The following is a 20,645-nucleotide window of genomic DNA, read 5'->3' on the forward strand; positions in this document are numbered from 1 at the left end:
TTTGTCACGCAATGGTGACAAATGAGCGTCTTTTCGTTACATGAGCCTTGCGGCAGGTGAGTAGACTCTTTGTAAGCGCAAGCAACAGACTTGCACAGTCATAACAACAAGAAAGGTCCTTCGATGAATGCATTCAACCGCCTCGCCCTTGTTATTTCTCTCGCTTCGCTACTTCCCCTCAATGCCTATGCAGCCGATACCCAAGGCAGCGTTGAAGTGGTGCATTGGTGGACGTCGGGTGGCGAAGCAAAAGCCGTCGATGTACTGAAAAAACTGATCGAAAAAGACGGTTACACCTGGCAAGACAGTGCAGTGGCAGGCGGCGGCGGTGCTGCGGCCATGACCGTGCTTAAAACCCGCGCGGTGTCCGGTAACCCGCCTTCGGCTGCGCAGATCAAAGGGCCGGACATCCAGGACTGGGCCGCACTGGGCCTGCTGACCAACGTGGATGAGGTCGCCAAGAGCAACAATTGGGACAAACTGCTGCCCAAAACGGTGTCTGACACCATGAAGTTCGATGGCCATTATGTCGCCGTACCGGTGAACATCCATCGCGTGAACTGGTTGTGGATCAACCCGCAAGCGTTCAAAAAAGCCGGTATCGACAAAGCCCCGACCACCCTCGATGAACTCTATGCCGCAGGTGACAAGCTCAAGGCCGCAGGTTTCATTCCGTTGGCCCACGGCGGGCAGCCGTGGCAAGACAGCACGGTCTTTGAGGACATGGTGCTGAGCATCATGGGCCCGCAAGGCTACAAAAAAGTGTTTGTCGAAAACGATGAGGCCACCTTGACCGGCCCGCAAATGACTGACGTGTTCACTCAGTTGAAAAAGCTTCAGGGCTACATGGACCCCGATGGCAGTGGTCAGGACTGGAACCTGGAAGCCGCCAAAGTCATCAACGGCAAAGCGGGCATGCAGATCATGGGTGACTGGGCGAAAAGTGAATGGACTGCGGCGGGTAAAAAAGCCGGCACTGATTATGAGTGCGTGCCATTTCCGGGTACTCAAGGCAGCTTCACCTACAACATCGACTCGCTGGCGATGTTCAAACTGGCCAAAAAGAACGACACCCCCGGCAACAATGCCGCGCGTGACGATTTAGCCAAAGTCGCGCTGGAACCTGAGTTCCAGTACGTGTTCAACCAGAACAAAGGCTCGATTCCGGTTCGCAATGACCTGGACATGAGCAAGTTCGACAGCTGCGCTCAAGCGTCCGCCAAAGACTTTGCTGCGGCAGGTGAGAAAGGTCAGTTGCCAAGCATGGCGCACAACATGGCCACTTCTCTGGCCGTTCAGGGCGCGATTTTTGACGTGGTGACCAACTTCATGAGCGACAAAAATGCCGACCCGGCCAAAGCCGGCAAGCAACTGGCCTCGGCGATCAAGTCTGCCCGGTGATTGTCTGATACCCGCCGCGCTCGCGCGGCTCCTTTAATTTCGGATCGTCCGGCATTTGCGCAAGCGAATGCCGACACACCCTTGCGGGAGAATTTCGATGAGCGCTGTGGCTGTGTTCCACAAAGCCTCGCCGTTTGACGCGTTGCAGCGCTGGTTGCCCAAGTTGGTATTGGCACCCAGCATGCTGATCGTGTTGGTTGGCTTTTATGGCTACATCTTTTGGACCTTCCTGCTTTCGTTTACCAACTCCAGCTTCATGCCCAGCTACACATGGGTGGGTTTGCAGCAATACGCACGCCTGATGGAAAACGATCGCTGGTGGGTGGCGAGTAAAAACCTGGCCGTGTTTGGCGGCATGTTTATCGCGATCAGCCTGGTGATTGGCGTGTTCCTGGCGGTGCTGCTCGATCAGCGTATTCGCAAGGAAGGCTTCATTCGCACTATTTACCTGTACCCGATGGCGCTGTCGATGATCGTCACCGGTACGGCCTGGAAGTGGTTGCTCAATCCCGGGCTGGGGCTGGACAAAATGCTGCGTGACTGGGGCTGGGAAGGGTTTCGGTTTGACTGGCTGCTGGACCAGGATCGCGTGGTCTACTGCCTGGTCATCGCGGCAGTGTGGCAGGCCTCGGGGTTTGTCATGGCCATGTTTCTGGCCGGGTTGCGCGGGGTGGACCAGTCGATTATTCGTGCCGCTCAGGTGGACGGCGCGAGCTTGCCGACCATTTATTTGCGCATTGTCTTGCCGAGCCTGCGCCCGGTGTTTTTCAGCGCGTTCATGATTCTGGCGCACATCGCCATCAAGAGCTTTGACCTGGTGTCGGCGATGACCGCAGGCGGGCCGGGCTACTCGTCTGACTTGCCTGCCATGTTCATGTATTCGTTTACCTTCAGCCGTGGGCAAATGGGCGTTGGCTCGGCCAGTGCCATCATGATGCTGGGGGCGATTCTGGCGATTCTTGTGCCTTATCTGTATTCCGAGCTGAGGAATAAACGCCATGATTAACGCACAGCGTTTGACCTTCAGTCGTTTGGCCATCTACGCCACATTGATCCTGGCGGCGGCGGTGTATCTGGTGCCGTTGGTGGTGATGTTGCTCACCAGCTTCAAAAGCCCGGAAGACATTCGCACCGGAAACCTGCTGAGTTGGCCGCAAGTGATTGATGGCATTGGCTGGATCAAGGCGTGGGACACGGTGGGCGGGTACTTCTGGAACTCGGTCAAAATTACGATCCCTGCCGTGCTGATCTCCACCTTCATCGGTGCCATGAATGGCTACGTACTGTCGATGTGGCGCTTTCGCGGCTCGCAGCTGTTTTTCGGTCTGCTGTTGTTCGGCTGCTTTCTGCCCTTCCAGACGGTCTTGCTGCCTGCCTCGTTCACCATCGGCAAACTGGGGCTGGCCAACACCACCACCGGCCTGGTGCTGGTGCACGTGGTGTACGGGCTGGCATTCACCACGCTGTTTTTCCGCAACTACTACGTCAGCATCCCGGATGCGCTGGTCAAGGCTGCGCGGCTCGACGGCGCAGGGTTCTTCACGATCTTCGGGCGCATTCTGCTGCCCATGTCGGTGCCCATCATCATGGTGTGCCTGATCTGGCAGTTCACTCAAATCTGGAATGACTTTCTGTTCGGCGTGGTGTTTGCCAGTGGCGACGCGCAGCCCATCACCGTGGCGCTCAATAACCTGGTCAACACCAGCACCGGCGCCAAGGAATACAACGTCGACATGGCCGCGGCCATGATTGCCGGGCTGCCGACACTGCTGGTCTACATTTTTGCGGGCAAGTATTTCCTGCGCGGGCTGACGTCCGGCGCGGTCAAGGGGTAAGGCATGGCAACGCTCGAATTACGCAACGTCAACAAAACCTACGGCAAAGGTTTGCCCGACACGCTGAAAAACATTGAACTGAAAATCAACGACGGCGAGTTTTTGATTCTGGTCGGGCCTTCGGGCTGCGGTAAATCCACCTTAATGAACTGCATCGCCGGGCTTGAAAGCATCAGCGGTGGTTCGATTCTGGTGGACGACGCCGACATCAGCGGCATGAGCCCCAAGGATCGGGACATCGCCATGGTGTTTCAGTCCTACGCGCTGTACCCGACCATGAACGTGCGGGACAACATCGCGTTTGGCCTCAAGATCCGCAAGATGAGCACCGCCGCCATTGATGAAGAGGTGGCGCGGGTGGCCAAGCTGCTGCAAATCGAACACCTGCTCACGCGCAAACCGGGGCAGTTGTCGGGTGGCCAGCAGCAGCGGGTGGCGATGGGCAGGGCGCTGGCGAGGCGGCCGAAGATTTATCTGTTTGATGAACCGCTGTCCAACCTCGACGCCAAATTGCGGGTCGAGATGCGCACCGAAATGAAGTTGATGCACCAGCGCCTGAAAACCACCACGGTTTATGTCACCCACGATCAGATCGAAGCCATGACCCTGGGCGACAAGGTGGCGGTGATGAAAGACGGGATCATTCAGCAGTTCGGGACGCCGAAGCAGATCTATAACGATCCGGCCAATTTGTTTGTCGCCAGTTTTATCGGGTCGCCACCGATGAATTTCATCCCGCTGCGTTTGCAGCGCCAGGAAGGACGCCTGCTGGCGCTGCTCGACAGTGGCCAGGCGCGCTGTGAGCTGCCGTTAGGCGTACGCGACGAGGGTCTTGAAGATCGTGACGTGATCATCGGCATTCGCGCCGAACAAATCGTGCTGGCGGGCCATGAGCCGAACGGGTTGCCGACCCTTCGTGCCGAAGTTCAGGTGGTGGAGCCCACCGGCCCGGACACGCTGGTGTTTGTGAACCTCAATGGCAGCAAAGTGTGCTGCCGTCTGGCTCCGGATGACGCGCCTCAGGTGGGCGAAAGTCTCAATTTGCAGTTCGATCCTGCGAAAGTGCTACTGTTTGATGCAAACACAGGCGAGCGTCTGGGGGCGATGAGTTCGCCCCAGGCCCAGAGCCGGGCGGATAACGTGGCGCATTTCAAGGGTCGTTGATTCTGTACAGGGAGCCTGTTTGAGGTGCTCCTTGAGCGGTGCCGCGTTAAACAAAGCCAATAAAAAAACAACGAGGATCCAAGGGATGAACAACAGAATGACCCGCACCCGTCTGGCTTGCCAGCTGTCGGCTATTGTTGCGTTAGGACTGGGGGCAAGCAGCGTCTATGCCGACGACGCTTTCAGCGCTGATTCGAAATGGATGACCGGCGACTGGGGCGGTGAACGGACCAGACTGATCGAGCAGGGCATCGACATCAAGGCCGATTACGTCGGTGAAATGGGGGCCAACCTGCACGGGGGTTACAACAACGACAAGACGGCGCGCTACAGCGACCAGTTCGGTCTGGGCGTGGCGCTCGACCTGCAAAAGCTGTGGGGCTGGGATAACACCCAGGCCAAAATCCAGCTCACCAACCGTAATGGCCAGAACATCTCCAACGACCGCGTGGGCGATCCGCGTGCTGGCACCCTGAGTTCCTCCCAGGAAGTCTACGGCCGTGGGCACATGGTGCGTTTGACCCAATTGTGGATCCAGCATCAGTTCCTCGACGGCAAGCTGGACGTCAAGGCCGGTTACTTCGGCGAAGGCGAAGACTTCAACACGTTCCCCTGCGAGTTCCAGAACCTGGCGTTCTGTGGTTCTCAGGTGGGCAACTGGGCCACCAACATCTGGTACAACTGGCCGGTCAGCCAGGCGGCACTGCGGGTGAAGTACAACATCAGCCCCGAGTTTTATGCACAGATCGGCGCGTACAACCAGAACCCGTCGCAGCTTGAGCACGGCAACGGCTTCAAGCTCAGTGGTAGCGGCACCAAGGGCACGGTGCTGCCGGTAGAGCTGGTGTGGTCGCCGAAGGTCAACGATCTGCCGGGCGAATACCGTGTCGGTTACTACAAAAGCACGGCGCCTGCCGATGACGTGAGTGTCGACATCACCAGCACCGGCAAAGACTACCGTGTACGTGACAGCAAGCACGGTTACTGGTTCGTGGTGCAGCAGCAACTCACCACGCACAACGGTGATGCATCGCGCGGCTTGCATATCGCCGCCAACGCCACCTTCCACGACAAGGCCACCAATATCGTCGACAACTACCAGTCGCTGATGTTGGTGTACAAAGGTCCGTTCGACGCCCGCCCCAAAGATGACATCGGCATCGGTGCCGCCCGTATCCACGTCAACGATGACGTGAAAAAAAGCGCCGAGCTGATCAACGCCTCGATCGGTGTCACCGACTACAGCGACGCGTCGTACTCGCCGTTGCGCTCCACCGAGTACAACTACGAACTCAACTATGGCTTCCACGTGACCAACTGGCTGACAGTGCGTCCAAACTTGCAGTACATCGCGCACCCAGGTGGTGTGGACAAGGTTGATAACGCATTGGTGGCCGGGCTGAAAATTCAGTCGACGTTCTAAGTGCGCTAAGCTCCTTGCTTTTCTAGCGGGTAGCCCGGGCTATCCGCTTTTTTTCGGGTCGGCACTACCCGACGCATGATTTTCAGGATTGCGGCACATGCACGAGCATCCGCTTCATCGATTTTTTAAATTCAAACGAGAACAGCCGATCTTCCAATGGGAGCGCTTTCAGCAGCGTGACGTGTTGGTGATTAACCATCCGCATTGCCAGGCGGTGTTCAGCCGTCAAGGTGCGCAACTGTTGCACTTCAAGCCAACCGGGCAAAAACCGTGGCTGTGGTGCGCCGAGAAGTGGCCGCAGGTAGGCGCCATTCGGGGCGGGGTGCCGATTTGCTGGCCCTGGTATGGCCGTCATCCGAGCGAGAATGCGTGGCCGTCTCATGGCTGGGCCCGGTTGATCGACTGGAAGCTGCTGGACAGCCAAACAGATGAAGAGGGCGTGAGCCTGCACTGGCGTTTAACGCTGTGCGATTGGCAGGTGGATTTGCATGCGCGCTTGGGCGAGAGCATGGAGTTGCGCCTCAGTACCGAGCATCAGGACGACGAGCCCTGCCAAATGAGTCAGGCGCTGCGTGCTTACTGGCGTATTGGTGATGTTGCCGAGGTAGCGCTGTCTGGGCTGGATGGCGTGATCGGTTATGACCAACTGAACCGCGAGGCTTGCGAGCAAAAAGGCGAGTTGCGGGTGGACGGCGGTTGTCAGCGGGTGTTCCAGCATGACGGTGAAATGCAGCTCAACGATCACGCCTGGCACCGGGCCTTGAGTATTGATACGGGAGACAACGCCAACACCGTGGTCTGGCATCCCGGCAGACGGCCGTTGCTGGGCGTCAGTTGGAGTGAGGTGATGGGCTTTGTGTGTGTCGAGTCCACCAGCGGCAGCACCCGCCAGCAAAGCCTGGCCCCCGGCGAGCAAGCGCATTTGAGCCTGCACGCGCGGGCGGGGCTGTGCAGCGCCTGATCATCGGTTATGCGACGGTTACGCTGCCGGACGCCGCTTGCGGCAGCGGCGCCACAGTTGACTCTATTGCAGTTCATCCCCCACGGGGTAACGGCTGGCGTTGAGGCTTTCCTTGATTTTGCGCAAGTGCGGCTGGAAGTCCACGCCACGGCGCAACGTCATGCCGGTGGCCAGCACATCCAGCACGGTGAGCTGGATAATGCGCGAGGTCATGGGCATGTAAATGTCCGTGTCTTCGGGCAGCGGGATATTCAGGCTCAATGTACTGGCCTTGGCCAGTGGCGAATTTTCGGCGGTCAGTCCCAATACCGAGGCGCCGTTGGCCCGTGCAATACGAGCCACTTCAACCAGTTCGCGGGTACGACCGGTGTAGGAAATAATCACAAACAACTCGCCCGTGTGGGCCACCGAGGCAATCATGCGCTGCATGAGTACGTCGGCATGCGCCGTGACGGCCAGGTTGAAGCGAAAGAACTTGTGCTGTGCATCCAGTGCTACGGGCGCTGAGGCACCCAGCCCGAAAAAGTGAATCTGCCGCGCTTGAATCAGCAAGTCCACGGCGCGGCTGATCAGGTTGGGGTCCAGCGCCTGGCAGGCACTGTCGAGCGAGGCGATGGCACTGCCGAAAATCTTTTGTGTGTAGGCCTCAGGGTTGTCGTCGGCTTCAACCGCGCGGCTGACATAGGCGGCGCCACTGGCCAGACTTTGCGCCAGTTGCAGTTTGAGCTCCGGGTAACCGCTGACACCAAACGAGCGGCAAAACCGGTTGACCGTCGGTTCACTGACCGACGCGGCCTGCGCCAGCGCCGCGATGCTGAAACGCGTCGCCTGCTGCGGGTTTTGCAGAATCACTTCGGCCACTTTACGCTCGGCTTTGTTCAGCTCTTCGAGGCGGCCTTTGATTTGTTCAAGTAAATTTCGCACGCGGTCCATTTATGTTCCTTGGGGCGTCGATGCAAGAGCCTGGCTGTAATGCGGCTCTGGAAGGTGGCCTATCCTACTGATGGCCCGATACGACCACTAGTAGCAATCTGTATTTAGAGAAAATGTTGTGTTTATTACTACATTTCTCCTTGAGTGATGCCTTGAAAAAAGGTATTTGTAGCTTAACTTGATAAAAGAACCAACATCATGTCTTCGATTACGGTTGAACCGTGCACCTTTGCCTTGTTTGGCGCCTTGGGCGATCTGGCACTGCGCAAATTGTTCCCTGCTTTATATCAACTGGATCGCGCCGGTCTGCTGCATGACGACACGCGCATTCTGGCACTGGCTCGCGAGCCGGGCGATGCGCTCACGCACCTGGCCCATATCGACAGCCAACTGCGTCAGTACGTCGGCGACAAGGAAATCGAAGACGCAGCACTCAGCCGCTTTGTGGCCCGCCTGAGCTACCTGCATGTGGACTTTCTCAAGGCACAAGACTACGTCGCGTTGGCCGAACAGGCCGGGACGGCACAACGCCTGATCGCCTATTTCGCCACGCCTGCGGCGGTGTACGGGGCCATTTGCGAAAACCTGTCGAAGGTCGGCCTGACGGACAACGCCCGTGTGGTGCTCGAAAAGCCCATCGGTTCGGACCTCGAGTCCTCGCGCAAGGTGAACGACGCCGTGGCGCAGTTCTTCCCTGAGACGCGCATTTACCGCATCGACCACTACCTGGGCAAAGACACCGTACAAAACCTGATTGCGCTGCGTTTTGCCAACAGCCTGTTTGAAACTCAGTGGAACCAGCGCTACATCTCCCACGTAGAAATCACCGTGGCCGAGAAAGTCGGCATTGAAGGGCGCTGGGGTTATTTCGACAAGGCTGGCCAACTGCGCGACATGATTCAAAACCACCTGTTGCAGCTCTTGTGCCTGATTGCGATGGACCCGCCTGCGGACCTCTCGGCCGACAGCATCCGCGACGAGAAGGTCAAGGTGCTCAAGGCGCTGGCGCCCATTACGGCCGAAGGCTTGACCACACAAGTGGTGCGCGGCCAGTACATTGCAGGCTACAGCGAAGGGCAGTCGGTGCCGGGTTATCTGGAGGAAGAAAACTCCAACACCCAGAGCGACACCGAAACCTTCGTCGCCCTGCGTGCCGACATTCGCAACTGGCGTTGGGCGGGCGTGCCGTTTTACCTGCGCACCGGCAAACGCATGCCGCAGAAGCTGTCGCAGATCGTCATTCACTTCAAAGAGCCTTCGCACTACATCTTTGCCCCCGAGCAGCGTCTGCAAATCGGCAACAAGCTGATCATTCGTCTGCAACCGGACGAAGGCATTTCCTTGCGGGTGATGACCAAAGACCAAGGTTTGGACAAGGGCATGCAGCTACGCAGCGGCCCGTTGCAGTTGAATTTTTCTGACACTTATCGCAGCTCGCGGGTGCCGGATGCCTACGAGCGTCTGTTGCTCGAAGTGATGCGCGGTAATCAGAACCTGTTTGTACGCAAAGATGAAATTGAAGCGGCATGGACCTGGTGCGACCAGTTGATCGCGGGCTGGAAGAAGTCGGGCGATGCGCCCAAGCCCTACGCGGCGGGGTCCTGGGGGCCGATGAGTTCCATTGCATTGATTACGCGAGACGGGAGGTCCTGGTATGGCGATATCTGATTTGAAACTGCCTGCGGGTGTAACGGCGCACACGTTCAACACACCAGCGGTGCTGGCTGAGGCGTTGGCTAAAACGGTCGCCGGGCAACTGAATGACGCGATCACTGCACAGGGTGTTGCCACCTTGGTGGTGTCGGGCGGTCGCAGTCCGGTGGCGTTTTTTCAGCGCCTGATCGAGCAGCCTGTCGATTGGTCCAAGGTGGTGGTCAGCCTGGCAGATGAGCGCTGGGTGCCAGTGGAGCATGCCGACAGCAATGCCGGACTGCTCAAGCAGCATTTGCTTAAAGGCCCGGCAGCCAAAGCGCGTTTTGTGGGGTTGTACAACGTTGCCCCCACACTGGACGCGGCAGCCGAACAAGCTGACCGCCAGTTGGCCGAATTACCGCCAATCGACGTGCTGATTCTGGGCATGGGCGATGACGGGCATACCGCCTCGCTGTTTCCTGCCAGCCCGAACCTCAAGCAAGCCCTGGACCTTGATAACCCGCGTCGTTGCTGGCCGATGCTGGCGCCGACGGTACCGCATCAGCGTCTGAGCATGAGCCGCCACCTGTTGAGCACTGCAAAGCACACGGTGCTGTCGGTACAGGGGCAGGCCAAATTGAACACTCTTACCGATGCGTTGGCGGGCGATGATGTTGCTGCTTTGCCGATTCGTGCCTTTTTGCAACCTACGTTAGAGATTTACTGGTGCCCATGAGCCAAGGATCAGCTGCCATGAAAATAACCACCCCGAACGTGTCGATGGCCGAGAAAGTCGCCCTGATCGACGCGCTGTGTGCCAAGGCTCGTATTTTGCCGGTGATCACCATCGCCCGTAAGCAGGACATCCTGCCGCTGGCGGATGCGTTGGCTGCCGGTGGCCTCAATGCCCTTGAAGTCACCTTGCGCTCGGAGTTTGGTCTGGAAGCGATTCGCGTGCTGCGTGATCAGCGCCCGGAGCTTACGACGGGTGCAGGCACTATTCTGGATCGCCACATGCTGGCGGCGGCAGAAGAAGCCGGCTCGCAGTTTATCGTCACGCCGGGTATTACCCGCGACTTGCTAGAGGCCAGCGTTGCCAGCGACATTCCGCTGTTGCCGGGCATCAGCAACGCGTCGGGGATCATGGAAGGTTATGGCTTGGGCTATCGCCGTTTTAAATTGTTTCCGGCTGAAGTCAGCGGCGGAGTGGCGGCCATCAAGGCGCTGGGCGGTCCGTTTGGCGAGGTGAAATTCTGCCCGACAGGCGGCGTCAGTCCGGCCAACATCCGCAGCTACATGGCGTTGAAAAACGTAATGTGTGTGGGCGGTAGCTGGATGCTAGACAGCGAATGGATCAAAAACGGTGACTGGGCGCGCATTCAGGAATGCACGGCGGAGGCATTGGCGCTGCTCGATTGAGTGTTTTGTAACAGGTTTGTTGTGTGATCTACGGTTTTCGGTGCGCTTGGTCGGCGCACCTTTTTTTTGCCTGCATTTTACGTGCGGTACCAAAGCCCTCACCCAACCCTGGCCCGGTAGGTGAGGGGGATTCTAGCCTTGCGCCAGCTCGCGCAACGCCCGGATCAACTGGTTGATGTCATCCAGCGTGGTGGCAAAACCCACGGTAATACGGATGCAACTGCCACAGGCAGACCCTTCACGCGCCACCGTGAACAGGTTGTAGTCCTTGAGCAGGCGCTCGACCATCGGCTGTTGGTCGTCCACATGGGTAAAGCGCAGCGAAGTGATGGCGCAGCTCAGTCGCGGGTCGTCTGGCGTCAGCACTTCAATGCCAGGCAGTTTGCGTGCTTCACCCACCCACAGGTCGCGCACATACTTGAGCCGTGCCCCCTTGGCTTTCGCCCCGCCCAGATCGGTGTGCTCTTGCAACACTTTGGGCAAGGTCAGCCAGGCTGCAATGTTGGCGGTGCCGTAGGGCGAGCGGTTACGGATGTCGGGTTCGGGATAACGCTGGTTGCCCATGTCCGGCGCAATGTCGGCCAAGCGCTGCGGGTCGATGTACATAAAACCCAGCGTCAGCGGTGCGCCGATCCATTTGTGCAGGTTGTAACCTGCAAACGCTACACCCATCGCAGGCAGGTCAAAGTCGATTTGCCCCAGTGCATGGGCGCCATCGAGTATCACGTCAACCCCGTGCGCATTGGCCAGTTCGACAATGGCTTGCACTGGCAACACCAGTCCGGTGCGATGGGTGACATGGGTCAATGCCATCAGTTTGATGCGCGGGTGCTGGGCGAACGCCTGGCGATAGCTCTCCAGCAGGCTTTCATAGGTGGCGGGATGACGGTGGGTGATTTCAATCACTTCAAGCCCGCGCTGTTGTGCCACCCAGCGCATGGCGTACTCAACGCTGTGGTACTCCAGATCACAGATCAACAACTGATCGCCGGGCTGCAAGCCTTGGTAGTTGCGGATAAGCGATTGCAGGGCATCTGACGCGCAGTTGGTCAGTGCAATGCTGGCGTGATTGACCTTGAGCATGTCCGCAAGTTGATTACGAATGTCCAGGCTTTGCGTGTGATCGAAGCACTGGCGCACATGCACTGAGTTGCTGCGGTTAATAAACTCGATATTGCGTTGGTAATCCTGTGCGACCCCACGGGTCATGCGCCCGAAATAACCGTTTTCCAGGTTGATGGGGCCGGGTGCCAGGTCGTAGCGCTGTGTAATGGCGTGCCAGAAGTGTTCGTCGCGGGCGTTGTCTTCAATCCTTGGCATGGGAGGCGCTCTATCAATGGCGAGGTTTGGGTTTTCCGTGTTTAGCGCGCAACGGGACCAGCAGGTCTGACAGACCGTTGTGATCAATTTCTTGCATCAAGGCCAGCAGGCCGCCCAACTCGCCGTGTGGAAAGCCTTCACGCGCAAACCAGTTCAGGTACTGGCCGGGGAGGTCAGCAATGATCCGGCCTTTGTATTTGCCAAACGGCATTTCGCGGGTTACCAGCAGTTCGAGTTTTTCGGGGTTCATGCGCCAGCCTTCGAGTACGTGAAACGTGTGAATGGAAAATACAGGCATTCTGCATGCAGGCCAATTGACAGTTCATGCAAAAAAACCGGATACAGTTTTATGTATTATTTTTAACTTATTGTTTTATAAGGTATTTATTTTAAATTCCAAGCTGGCACGGGGCATGCAATCTCTATTGCACGATCCTCAACCTTGTAAGGAATTGAACAATGACTGACCAAAATAAAGAAGCCATTAGCGTCCTGAACGATCTGATCGAAACCAGCAAGGATGGCCAGGAAGGTTTCAAATCTTGCGCTGAAGACATCAAGCACCCGGAACTCAAAGCACTGTTTGTGAAACGTTCGGCTGATTGCGCCACTGCTGCCGCTGAACTGCAAGCCCAGGTGCGTGCGTTGGGTGGGGATCCTGAAACCAGCACCAGCGTGGCCGGTGACTTGCACCGCCGTTGGGTGGATGTGAAATCTATCTTCACGGGCAAAGACGAAGAGGCGGTGCTCAATGAAGCTGAGCGCGGTGAAGACCATGCGCTGAAAGCTTACAAAGAGGCGCTGGCAAAAATTGAAAAACACAACCTGATGGGGATCCGTGACCTGGTAGAGCGCCAATACCACGGCGTACAACGCAATCACGATCAGGTTAAAGCGCTGCGCAATCAGGCCCGTGCTCGTTCTTGAGTGCTAACTGAAAGCATGAAAAACGCCGGCTAGCCGGCGTTTTTTTATGCCTCGAATCAGCCAATGCTGATGGCCGGCAGGGTTGGCAGCGTGACCGTTTGTTGTTTGCGCGGTGCCAGGATCTCGGCTTCGCCATCCACCACCAACTCATCGCGCTGGTTAAACACGCGGGTCGCAATGCGTACGCGAAACTTGGGCAGCTTTTCGAGAATTTCCAGGCGCACGGTCAAGGTGTCGCCAATCTTTACCGGCTTTTGAAAGCTCATTTGCTGGCCGATATAGATGGTGCCCGGTCCCGGTAATTCACAGGCCACGGCAGCGCTGATCAAAGCACCACTGAACATGCCGTGCGCAATGCGCTCTTTGAACATGGTAGCGGCGGCAAATTCAGGGTCCAGGTGTACCGGGTTGTGGTCGCCGGACATGGCCGCAAACAACTGAATGTCGCGCTCTTCGACGGTTTTGCTGTAGCTGGCCGTCTGGCCGACTTCGAGGGCTTCGTACGGGGTGTTGGTAACCTGGGTCATGTAGCGCATGTCCTGTGACGAGTGTTTAATTTCAAATGTTTGATTTTAAAGGCTTTAATAGTTTTTGTGACGACTCATTCGCTGCGCGTGGGCCGCGGGTGCATCAGGGCCTGGTTCAACCAGGCGATCACATCGCTGGTGACAGCGTCGCGATTGGTCTCATTAAAGAGTTCGTGCCGTGCCTGCGGGTAAACCTTCAATTGCACATGGCGGTTGCCCGCCTTGCGCAGCGCATGGGTCAGATCAGTGAGACGCTTGCCCTCACTGACCGGATCACATTCGCCGCCCATGACCAGTATTGGCAGGTTCGGATCGATCTGTGACAGGTTGGAGGCCTTGCTGATTTGCTGCAAGCCGCCCAGCAGATCAATCCAGAACTGATTGGTGCAGCGAAACCCGCAAAGTGGGTCAGCCGCGTAGGCATCGACTTCGCCCGGATCGCGGCTCAGCCAGTCATAGGGCGTGCGGGTGGGTTTGAACGCTTTGTTAAAAGAGCCGAACGACAGCCACTCGATCAGGGCGCTGCGGCCTTTGGGGCCTTGGCGCCAACGTTCAACCCGGGCAATCAGGCGCGCGGCTCGATACAACAGGACAGGTTGATAGTTTGAAGCGCTGAGTATCGCGCCGTGCACGCTGGCGCTGTGGTGCAGTAAATACGATTGGGCGATGTAACTGCCCATGCTGTGCCCCAGCAAAAAAACTGCAATGCCAGGGTGCGTCTGATTGATGTGCTGTTGCAGGCTGGCGACATCACTGACCACGGCGCACCAGCCATCCTCATCGGCAAAGTAGCCCAAGGTGCCGCGTTCCGCCGTTTTGCCATGCCCGAGCTGATCGTGGGCATACAGCGCAAAGCCGGCCGCGCACAGGGCGTTACCCAGTCGTTCATAGCGGGCGCTGTGCTCAGCCATGCCATGTGCCAGTAACACGACGGCTTTTGGCGTGCCAGCAGGCAGCCACCGTCTGACATACAGACTGCTGCGATCATTTGCATCCAGCCAAAAACTGTCAGAAGCCATGATGATTCCTTCGTCCTGAGTCCCGGGATCTGTACGAAATGTATCTACGCTCGGTTATGCGGGCTAGAACACAGGCTCGCTTGACCGTTGCTCGAAAACATTGCGTGCAGACCCTAGCAGTGTATAGCGCATTCACAGGCTCACCAGCGCGCGCACCCGCTCGCAACAAAACGATTCAAGATGTAAATGGCGAAGATCGCTGTGTTTGCCTACAACTTGAGAACTGTTAACGTCCGCAGGTTCCGCTTTTGATTGCATGAAAGAGGCGGCCAGGCATGCTCAGGTAAGAGGATAAAAATAATGCAACCTGATTTCTGGAATGACAAACGTCCGGCCGGTGTACCGCTGGACATTGATATGACGGCCTTCAAGTCAGTCGTCGATGTGTTTGAACGCTCCTGCAAGAAGTTTGCAGACCGGCCGGCCTTCAGCAATCTTGGCGTGACCCTGACGTACGCTGAACTTGAGCGTCATAGCGCGGCTTTTGCCGGCTACTTGCAACAGCACACCGACCTTAAACCAGGCGATCGCATCGCGGTGCAAATGCCCAATGTGTTGCAGTACCCGATAGCGGTGTTTGGTGCGCTGCGCGCGGGGCTGGTGGTGGTCAACACCAACCCGTTGTACACCTCGCGCGAAATGCGCCATCAGTTCAAAAGCGCGGGCATTCGTGCGCTGGTGTATCTGAATATGTTCGGCAAGCGCGTGCAGGAAGTGCTGGAAGACACCGACATCGACTTTCTGATTGAAGCCAAAATGGGCGACATGATGCCGGCCGTCAAAGGGTGGGTTACCAACCTGGTGGTCGATAAAGTCAAAAAGCTGGTGCCGCCTTACAGTGTCCCCCGGGCCATTTCATTCAAGAGCGTCCTGCATCTGGGCGCGGGGCAATCCATCCAGCCGGTGACATCGACACTCGATGATATTGCCGTGCTGCAATACACCGGGGGCACCACAGGGCTGCCCAAAGGCGCGATGCTGACCCACGCCAATCTGGTCGCCAACATGCAGCAAGTGCGCGCCTGCCTGTCGCAGCATGACGCACAGGGCCAGCCGATCCTGCGCGATGGTCGCGAGATCATGATTGCGCCGTTGCCGCTCTACCATATCTATGCGTTCACAGCCAATTGCATGGGCATGATGGTGACGGGCAACCACAACGTACTGATCACCAACCCGCGTGACATCAAAGGCTTTATCAAAGAGCTGAAGAACTGGCGTTTTACCGCGTTTCTGGGGCTTAACACGTTGTTCGTAGCGCTGATGGATCACCCGGACTTCAAGACACTGGATTTCTCCGGGCTTAAAGTCACCAATTCGGGCGGCACGGCATTGGTCAAAGCCACGGCCGAACGCTGGGAAAAACTCACCGGCTGTCGCATCGTCGAGGGTTACGGCCTGACCGAAACTTCGCCGGTGGCCAGTGCCAACCCGTGTGGCTCTTTGGCGCGCCTGGGCACGGTTGGCATGCCTGTGCCGGGCACGGCGATGAAGGTCATCAGCGATGAGGGTGTCGATTTGGGCCTGGGTGAGCGGGGCGAGTTGTGCGTTAAAGGCCCCCAGGTGATGAAAGGTTACTGGCAAAACCCGCAGGCCACGGCTGAAGTGCTGGACGCCGAAGGCTGGTTCAAGACCGGTGACGTGGCGGTGATTGATCCTGATGGCTTTGTGCGCATTGTCGACCGTAAAAAAGACCTGATCATCGTGTCGGGCTTCAACGTGTACCCCAATGAGATCGAAGACATCGTCATGGCCCACCCCAAGGTGGCGAACTGCGCGGTGATTGGCGTGCCGGATGACCGCACCGGTGAGGCGGTCAAACTATTCGTTGTGGCGCGCGCCGGTGGCGTAACGGTCGAAGAACTCAAGGCCTACTGCAAAGACAACTTCACCGGCTACAAAGTACCCAAGCAAATTGTGCTGCGCGATTCACTGCCCATGACCCCTGTGGGCAAGATCCTGCGCCGCGAGTTGCGTGATAACGCCTGATTCGTTCAACCAGGCGACAAGCGCCCGCTTGCCTTGAGCTCGCGGGCGTTTTTATGGGTGTTTATAAAACTGGAATATCCGCGCGAATCGCCCTGCAAAGCCCGTAATAGAGGGCTTAGATACGATGTTGAGTTTTTATTCTAATGATGACTTAGGATTGTCCTACAGTCAGGTTGGTTACTTTGTAGGCCGTTTTTGGCTCTAGGCGACCTTTGGCAAAGCTGCTACTCTCGGCGCGCTTTGTGACTTCTCGGTAAGTAAAAAGCCAGAGTTATCAATTATAAAAATCAAACAAATAATAACCGCATCAAATGCGGTGAAGAATTCGCGTCGCTGAGGAGTGGGCTTCCATGTTTGAAGGCTTTTGGAAGGATAAGTACCCAGCTGGGATTGCTGCTGAAATCAATCCAGACGAATACCCAAATATCCAGACGGTATTGCAACAATCTTGCCAGCGCTTCGCCGACAAACCGGCGTTCAGCAACCTGGGCAAAACCATCACCTACGGTGAGCTTTACGCACTCTCGGGTGACTTTGCGGCCTACCTGCAACAGCACACCGACCTGCAACCCGGCGATCGCATCGCTGTCATGTTGCCCAATTTGCTGCAATACCCCGTCGCTGTGTTCGGAGCCATCCGCGCCGGTTTGATCGTGGTCAACACCAACCCGCTGTACACCGCGCGGGAAATGGAACACCAATTCAAAGACTCTGGCGCCAAGGCGCTGGTGTGTCTGGCGAACATGGCGCACCTGGCTGAAAAAGTCGTGCCGAAAACGTCGGTCAAACATGTATTCGTCACCGAAGTGGCTGACATGCTCTCGCCGTTCAAGCGTGTGCTGATCAATAGCGTCATCAAGTACGTGAAAAAGATGGTGCCGGCCTACCACATGCCTAATGCCATCAAGTTCAATGATGTACTGAGCAAAGGCCATGGTCAGCCGGTCAAGGAAGCCAATCCGCTGAGCAGTGATGTGGCCGTGTTGCAGTACACCGGCGGCACCACAGGCGTGGCCAAGGGTGCGATGCTGACCCACCGCAACCTGATCGCCAACATGCTGCAATGCAAGGCGTTGATGGGTTCCAACCTCAATGAAGGCTGTGAAATCCTGATTACGCCATTGCCGCTGTACCACATCTACGCGTTTACCTTTCACTGCATGGCCATGATGCTGATCGGTAACCATAACGTGCTGATCAGCAACCCGCGTGACCTGTCTGCGATGGTCAAAGAACTGTCGAAATGGAAGTTCAGCGGCTTTGTCGGCCTTAACACGTTGTTTGTGGCGTTGTGCAATAACGAGGCGTTTCGCAAGCTCGACTTCTCGGCACTCAAGGTGACGTTGTCAGGCGGTATGGCTTTGCAACTGTCGGTGGCTGAGCGCTGGAAAGCGGTGACCGGTTGCCCGATTTGTGAAGGCTATGGCATGACCGAAACCAGCCCGGTGGCCTCGGTGAACCCGATCCAGAACATCCAGGCGGGCACTATCGGGATTCCGGTGCCGTCGACTTTGTGCAAAGTCATCAACGACGCCGGTGAAGAGTTACCCTTGGGCGAAATTGGCGAGCTGTGCATTAAAGGCCCGCAAGTGATGAAGGGTTATTGGGAGCGTCCTGACGCCACCGACGAAATCATGGACAGCGATGGCTGGTTGAAGTCAGGCGACATCGCCGTCATTCAGCCCGATGGCTACATGCGCATCGTTGACCGCAAAAAAGACATGATTCTGGTCTCGGGCTTCAATGTGTACCCCAACGAGCTGGAAGACGTGATGGCCTCGTTGCCGGGCGTATTGCAATCGGCGGCGATCGGCATTCCGGATGAGAAAACCGGTGAACTGATCAAGGTGTTCATTGTGGTCAAGCCGGGCATGACGTTGACCAAGGATCAGGTCATGGCCCACATGCGCGCCAACCTGACGGCGTACAAAGCGCCAAAAATCGTTGAGTTCCGTGATGCCTTGCCGACCACCAACGTGGGCAAGATCTTGCGCCGCGAGTTACGTGATGAAGAGCTGAAAAAGCTTGGCCTGAAGAAGTAACGGCCCGTCTACAACAAAGCCCCGCAGTGCGGGGCTTTGTTGTTTTTGCAGCGGTGATCGTCAACGCGGATCCGCGTTTAATCAGGGCCGTGGCGACTCCTGATGGTACGACGGCCTTTTGAGGCTGTGCTTACTTCTGCAAAAACTGCGCGAAGTTTACGCCTGTACCCGCAGGACGTACGTCTTGCAGGTACGAGTCCTTGTCAGCACTGAGCTCCAGGCTCATGGTCGGCGTGCGCTTGTGGGTCGCGCGTACCACCATGCCTTCGCGCTTTTCACGCAAGAACGCGGTGGTCACTTTCAAGTGCAGCAGTTCATCTGTGCTCGGCGTGTGCAGCAGCAAATGCACCCATTCATATTGACCAACCGCCAGGCGGGCCAGCGGAATGTCGAACCACCAAATATTTTTGTTGGTATTCAGCGCTGCGAAATGACCGTTGTTGACGCCGATCACGGCACCGCCCAGTTCCTGGTTTCTGCGGGCAATGGCCTGCTTTTTATCGAGTTTCATAACCTTCCTACAATTCTGGATCTTCAGCGCCATAGCCTGAATACGTCGCGCATTCTCGGGGGTTAGCGGGCAAACATAAAGCCCAACCTGCGCTGAGCGATGAAATGAGTGACAGAAAATAAATGAAACTCTGTTCAAGCAGCTCTGGTCAATCTTTGTGTCGAGGTTATGACATCCGAAATTTCACTAGGAGAAATCCCATGAGCAGCACTGGCGATAAGATCAAAGGCATGGCGAACGAAGCAGTAGGCAATGTCAAACAAACGGTAGGCAAAGCCACTGACAACGACAAGCTGCGCACAGAAGGCAAGGCTCAGGAGCTCAAAGGCGAAGGCCAGCAGGCTGTCGGCAAAGCCAAAGATGCGGTAAAAAATACCGTCGACAAAGCCTGAGAGTGCACCTGTCCATAAGGCGCCAAGCGGGCCTGAGGAAGTGATAGACGGCCATCCTGTGATGGCCGTTTTCATATGTTTGAATTGCACATGTTTCCAAAGTCGCCAACTCGACTACTTTTGAGGTAAAACCCCTGAGTTGAAGTCGTTGAATGGCTTGTTAAATACCCTCATTAGAGCGGCGAAAGGAGACGCTATGTTATTTCCGGTCTTGAATGGCCTGCCGTTGGGCAAAGTACTGATCCGCACGGTCAAGGAATTCATTGACGACGAAATGTCGACCTACGCGTCTGCGTTGGCGTATCAAATGTTGTTTTCGTTGTTTCCGTTCATTTTGTTCTTGATTGCACTGATCGGCTTTTTGCATCTGCCAGACTTCTTCACCTGGCTGCGCTTGCAATCTGAGTTGGTGCTGCCGCCTCAGGCGCTGGAGCAGGTCAACCCTGTCATCGACCAGTTGCAGCAGTCCAAGGGCGGGTTGCTTTCGGTTGGTATCGTGATTGCCTTGTGGACGGCCTCCGCTGGCGTGCGCCTGATGATGAGCGCCATGAATGCGGCCTACGACGTGGTCGAGGGGCGGCCCATCTGGAAGCGTTTTCCGCTGTCGATTTTCTACACCATCGGCATCGCCGGCATGTTGCTGGCGGCAGCGGCGTTGATGGTGCTTGGCCCGCAAGTCATGAGCTGGCTGGCCGGGCAGGTGGGGCTGGAAGAGTTTGTCGTGACGTTGTGGACGATTTTGCGTTGGCCGGTGATTGTGCTGCTGTTGATGGTGGCCGTGGCCGTGATGTATTACGTGATGCCCGACGTCGAGCAGAAGTTTCGTTTCATTACGCCGGGTTCGGTACTGGCGGTGGTGGTATGGATTGTGGCGTCATTGGGCTTCGCCTTTTACGTCAAGACCTTTGCCGACTACAACGCCATGTATGGCAGCATCGGGGCCATCATCGTGCTGTTGCTGTACTTCTACATCTCGGCGGCCGTGTTGTTGTTAGGCGCTGAAATGAATGCAGTGATTGAGCACATGTCGGCCGAAGGCAAGGACCCCGGGGAAAAGAGCTTCGATGAAGCAGATGACCCTGATCCCAAGCAGCATGTCAGCGGCCTTGGCCGCGATCACTCCCTCAAACCCACTTCTGATGAAGCCTGA

Annotated in this window: 20 protein-coding genes; 14 read left to right on the forward strand and 6 right to left on the reverse strand. The window is 56.8% G+C overall.

Annotated features, from left to right (window positions below; genetic code table 11):
• The first annotated feature begins 123 nt into the window (after positions 1-123).
• From AP059_RS17990 to AP059_RS18015, 6 genes are all read left to right on the forward strand, one after another.
• Positions 124-1,401 (forward strand): ABC transporter substrate-binding protein, encoded by a 1,278-nt coding sequence (locus tag AP059_RS17990; RefSeq protein WP_059764716.1) that lies wholly within the window; start codon positions 124-126, stop codon positions 1,399-1,401.
• Between the two features lie 97 nt (positions 1,402-1,498).
• Positions 1,499-2,407 carry a carbohydrate ABC transporter permease gene (locus tag AP059_RS17995; RefSeq protein ID WP_048363435.1) on the forward strand — a complete coding sequence of 303 codons (909 nt, stop codon included), beginning with the start codon at positions 1,499-1,501 and terminating at the stop codon, positions 2,405-2,407.
• On the forward strand, positions 2,400-3,236 hold the full coding sequence (locus tag AP059_RS18000; protein WP_048363436.1) for a carbohydrate ABC transporter permease: 837 nt from the start codon (positions 2,400-2,402) through the stop codon (positions 3,234-3,236). Before AP059_RS17995 ends, AP059_RS18000 begins: the two co-directional genes overlap by 8 nt.
• Positions 3,237-3,239: 3 nt before the next feature.
• Positions 3,240-4,400: an ABC transporter ATP-binding protein gene (locus AP059_RS18005; protein ID WP_059764718.1), complete on the forward strand. Its 1,161-nt coding sequence runs from the start codon at positions 3,240-3,242 to the stop codon at positions 4,398-4,400.
• Between the two features lie 85 nt (positions 4,401-4,485).
• Positions 4,486-5,823, forward strand: a complete 1,338-nt coding sequence (locus AP059_RS18010) for a carbohydrate porin (RefSeq protein WP_059764719.1) — start codon at positions 4,486-4,488, stop codon at positions 5,821-5,823.
• Between the two features lie 97 nt (positions 5,824-5,920).
• Positions 5,921-6,784, forward strand: coding sequence for a D-hexose-6-phosphate mutarotase (locus tag AP059_RS18015; RefSeq protein ID WP_048363439.1), 864 nt, complete (start codon positions 5,921-5,923; stop codon positions 6,782-6,784).
• 63 nt (positions 6,785-6,847) lie between these two features.
• Here the strand turns inward: AP059_RS18015 and AP059_RS18020 are convergent, their stop codons facing one another.
• Positions 6,848-7,708 (reverse strand): MurR/RpiR family transcriptional regulator, encoded by an 861-nt coding sequence (locus tag AP059_RS18020; RefSeq protein ID WP_173426974.1) that lies wholly within the window; start codon positions 7,706-7,708, stop codon positions 6,848-6,850.
• A gap of 207 nt (positions 7,709-7,915) precedes the next feature.
• On the opposite strand from AP059_RS18020, the gene zwf reads away from it, so the two are divergent.
• From zwf to AP059_RS18035, 3 genes are read left to right on the forward strand one after another with little or no spacing between them, the layout of a single operon-like run.
• Positions 7,916-9,385, forward strand: coding sequence for a glucose-6-phosphate dehydrogenase (gene zwf / locus AP059_RS18025; RefSeq protein ID WP_059764721.1), 1,470 nt, complete (start codon positions 7,916-7,918; stop codon positions 9,383-9,385).
• Positions 9,372-10,085, forward strand: coding sequence for a 6-phosphogluconolactonase (gene pgl / locus AP059_RS18030; protein WP_059764723.1), 714 nt, complete (start codon positions 9,372-9,374; stop codon positions 10,083-10,085). The genes zwf and pgl overlap by 14 nt, the downstream gene beginning before the upstream one ends.
• A 17-nt stretch (positions 10,086-10,102) precedes the next feature.
• A complete protein-coding gene (locus AP059_RS18035) occupies positions 10,103-10,768 on the forward strand; it encodes a bifunctional 4-hydroxy-2-oxoglutarate aldolase/2-dehydro-3-deoxy-phosphogluconate aldolase (RefSeq protein WP_059764725.1) in 666 nt (221 codons plus the stop codon).
• A 132-nt stretch (positions 10,769-10,900) separates the two neighbouring features.
• Here AP059_RS18035 and AP059_RS18040 read toward each other — a convergent pair whose 3' ends face one another.
• The gene (locus AP059_RS18040) at positions 10,901-12,088 is read right to left on the reverse strand and encodes an aminotransferase class V-fold PLP-dependent enzyme (RefSeq protein WP_059764727.1); all 1,188 of its coding nucleotides are present in this window, start codon (positions 12,086-12,088) and stop codon (positions 10,901-10,903) included.
• A 13-nt stretch (positions 12,089-12,101) separates the two neighbouring features.
• The gene (locus AP059_RS18045; RefSeq protein ID WP_059764780.1) at positions 12,102-12,338 is read right to left on the reverse strand and encodes a DUF3820 family protein; all 237 of its coding nucleotides are present in this window, start codon (positions 12,336-12,338) and stop codon (positions 12,102-12,104) included.
• Positions 12,339-12,547: 209 nt separating this feature from the next.
• Between AP059_RS18045 and AP059_RS18050 the strand changes: the two genes are divergently transcribed.
• Entirely contained in the window at positions 12,548-13,015 is a 468-nt protein-coding gene (locus AP059_RS18050; RefSeq protein WP_059764729.1) for a ferritin-like domain-containing protein, read from the forward strand.
• A gap of 56 nt (positions 13,016-13,071) precedes the next feature.
• Here AP059_RS18050 and AP059_RS18055 read toward each other — a convergent pair whose 3' ends face one another.
• The gene (locus AP059_RS18055) at positions 13,072-13,542 is read right to left on the reverse strand and encodes a MaoC family dehydratase (RefSeq protein WP_047277033.1); all 471 of its coding nucleotides are present in this window, start codon (positions 13,540-13,542) and stop codon (positions 13,072-13,074) included.
• Between the two features lie 74 nt (positions 13,543-13,616).
• Positions 13,617-14,561 carry an alpha/beta hydrolase gene (locus tag AP059_RS18060; RefSeq protein WP_059764730.1) on the reverse strand — a complete coding sequence of 315 codons (945 nt, stop codon included), beginning with the start codon at positions 14,559-14,561 and terminating at the stop codon, positions 13,617-13,619.
• A 300-nt stretch (positions 14,562-14,861) separates the two neighbouring features.
• Here AP059_RS18060 and fadD2 point away from each other — a divergent pair, with 300 nt between their 5' ends.
• Both fadD2 and fadD1 read left to right on the forward strand, forming a co-directional pair.
• Entirely contained in the window at positions 14,862-16,550 is a 1,689-nt protein-coding gene (gene fadD2 / locus AP059_RS18065) for a long-chain-fatty-acid--CoA ligase FadD2 (protein ID WP_059764733.1), read from the forward strand.
• Positions 16,551-16,900: 350 nt separating this feature from the next.
• Positions 16,901-18,592 (forward strand): long-chain-fatty-acid--CoA ligase FadD1, encoded by a 1,692-nt coding sequence (fadD1, locus tag AP059_RS18070; protein ID WP_059764735.1) that lies wholly within the window; start codon positions 16,901-16,903, stop codon positions 18,590-18,592.
• Between the two features lie 130 nt (positions 18,593-18,722).
• On the opposite strand, the gene AP059_RS18075 is transcribed toward fadD1, so the two are convergent.
• The gene (locus tag AP059_RS18075; protein WP_048363449.1) at positions 18,723-19,103 is read right to left on the reverse strand and encodes a hypothetical protein; all 381 of its coding nucleotides are present in this window, start codon (positions 19,101-19,103) and stop codon (positions 18,723-18,725) included.
• A 200-nt stretch (positions 19,104-19,303) separates the two neighbouring features.
• On the opposite strand from AP059_RS18075, the gene AP059_RS18080 reads away from it, so the two are divergent.
• Positions 19,304-19,495 carry a CsbD family protein gene (locus AP059_RS18080; RefSeq protein ID WP_059764736.1) on the forward strand — a complete coding sequence of 64 codons (192 nt, stop codon included), beginning with the start codon at positions 19,304-19,306 and terminating at the stop codon, positions 19,493-19,495.
• Positions 19,496-19,691: 196 nt separating this feature from the next.
• On the forward strand, positions 19,692-20,645 hold the full coding sequence (locus AP059_RS18085) for a YihY/virulence factor BrkB family protein (RefSeq protein ID WP_059764738.1): 954 nt from the start codon (positions 19,692-19,694) through the stop codon (positions 20,643-20,645).

Source organism: Pseudomonas sp. TAA207 (genome assembly GCF_001529285.1).
GTDB classification, from domain to species: domain Bacteria; phylum Pseudomonadota; class Gammaproteobacteria; order Pseudomonadales; family Pseudomonadaceae; genus Aquipseudomonas; species Aquipseudomonas weihenstephanensis.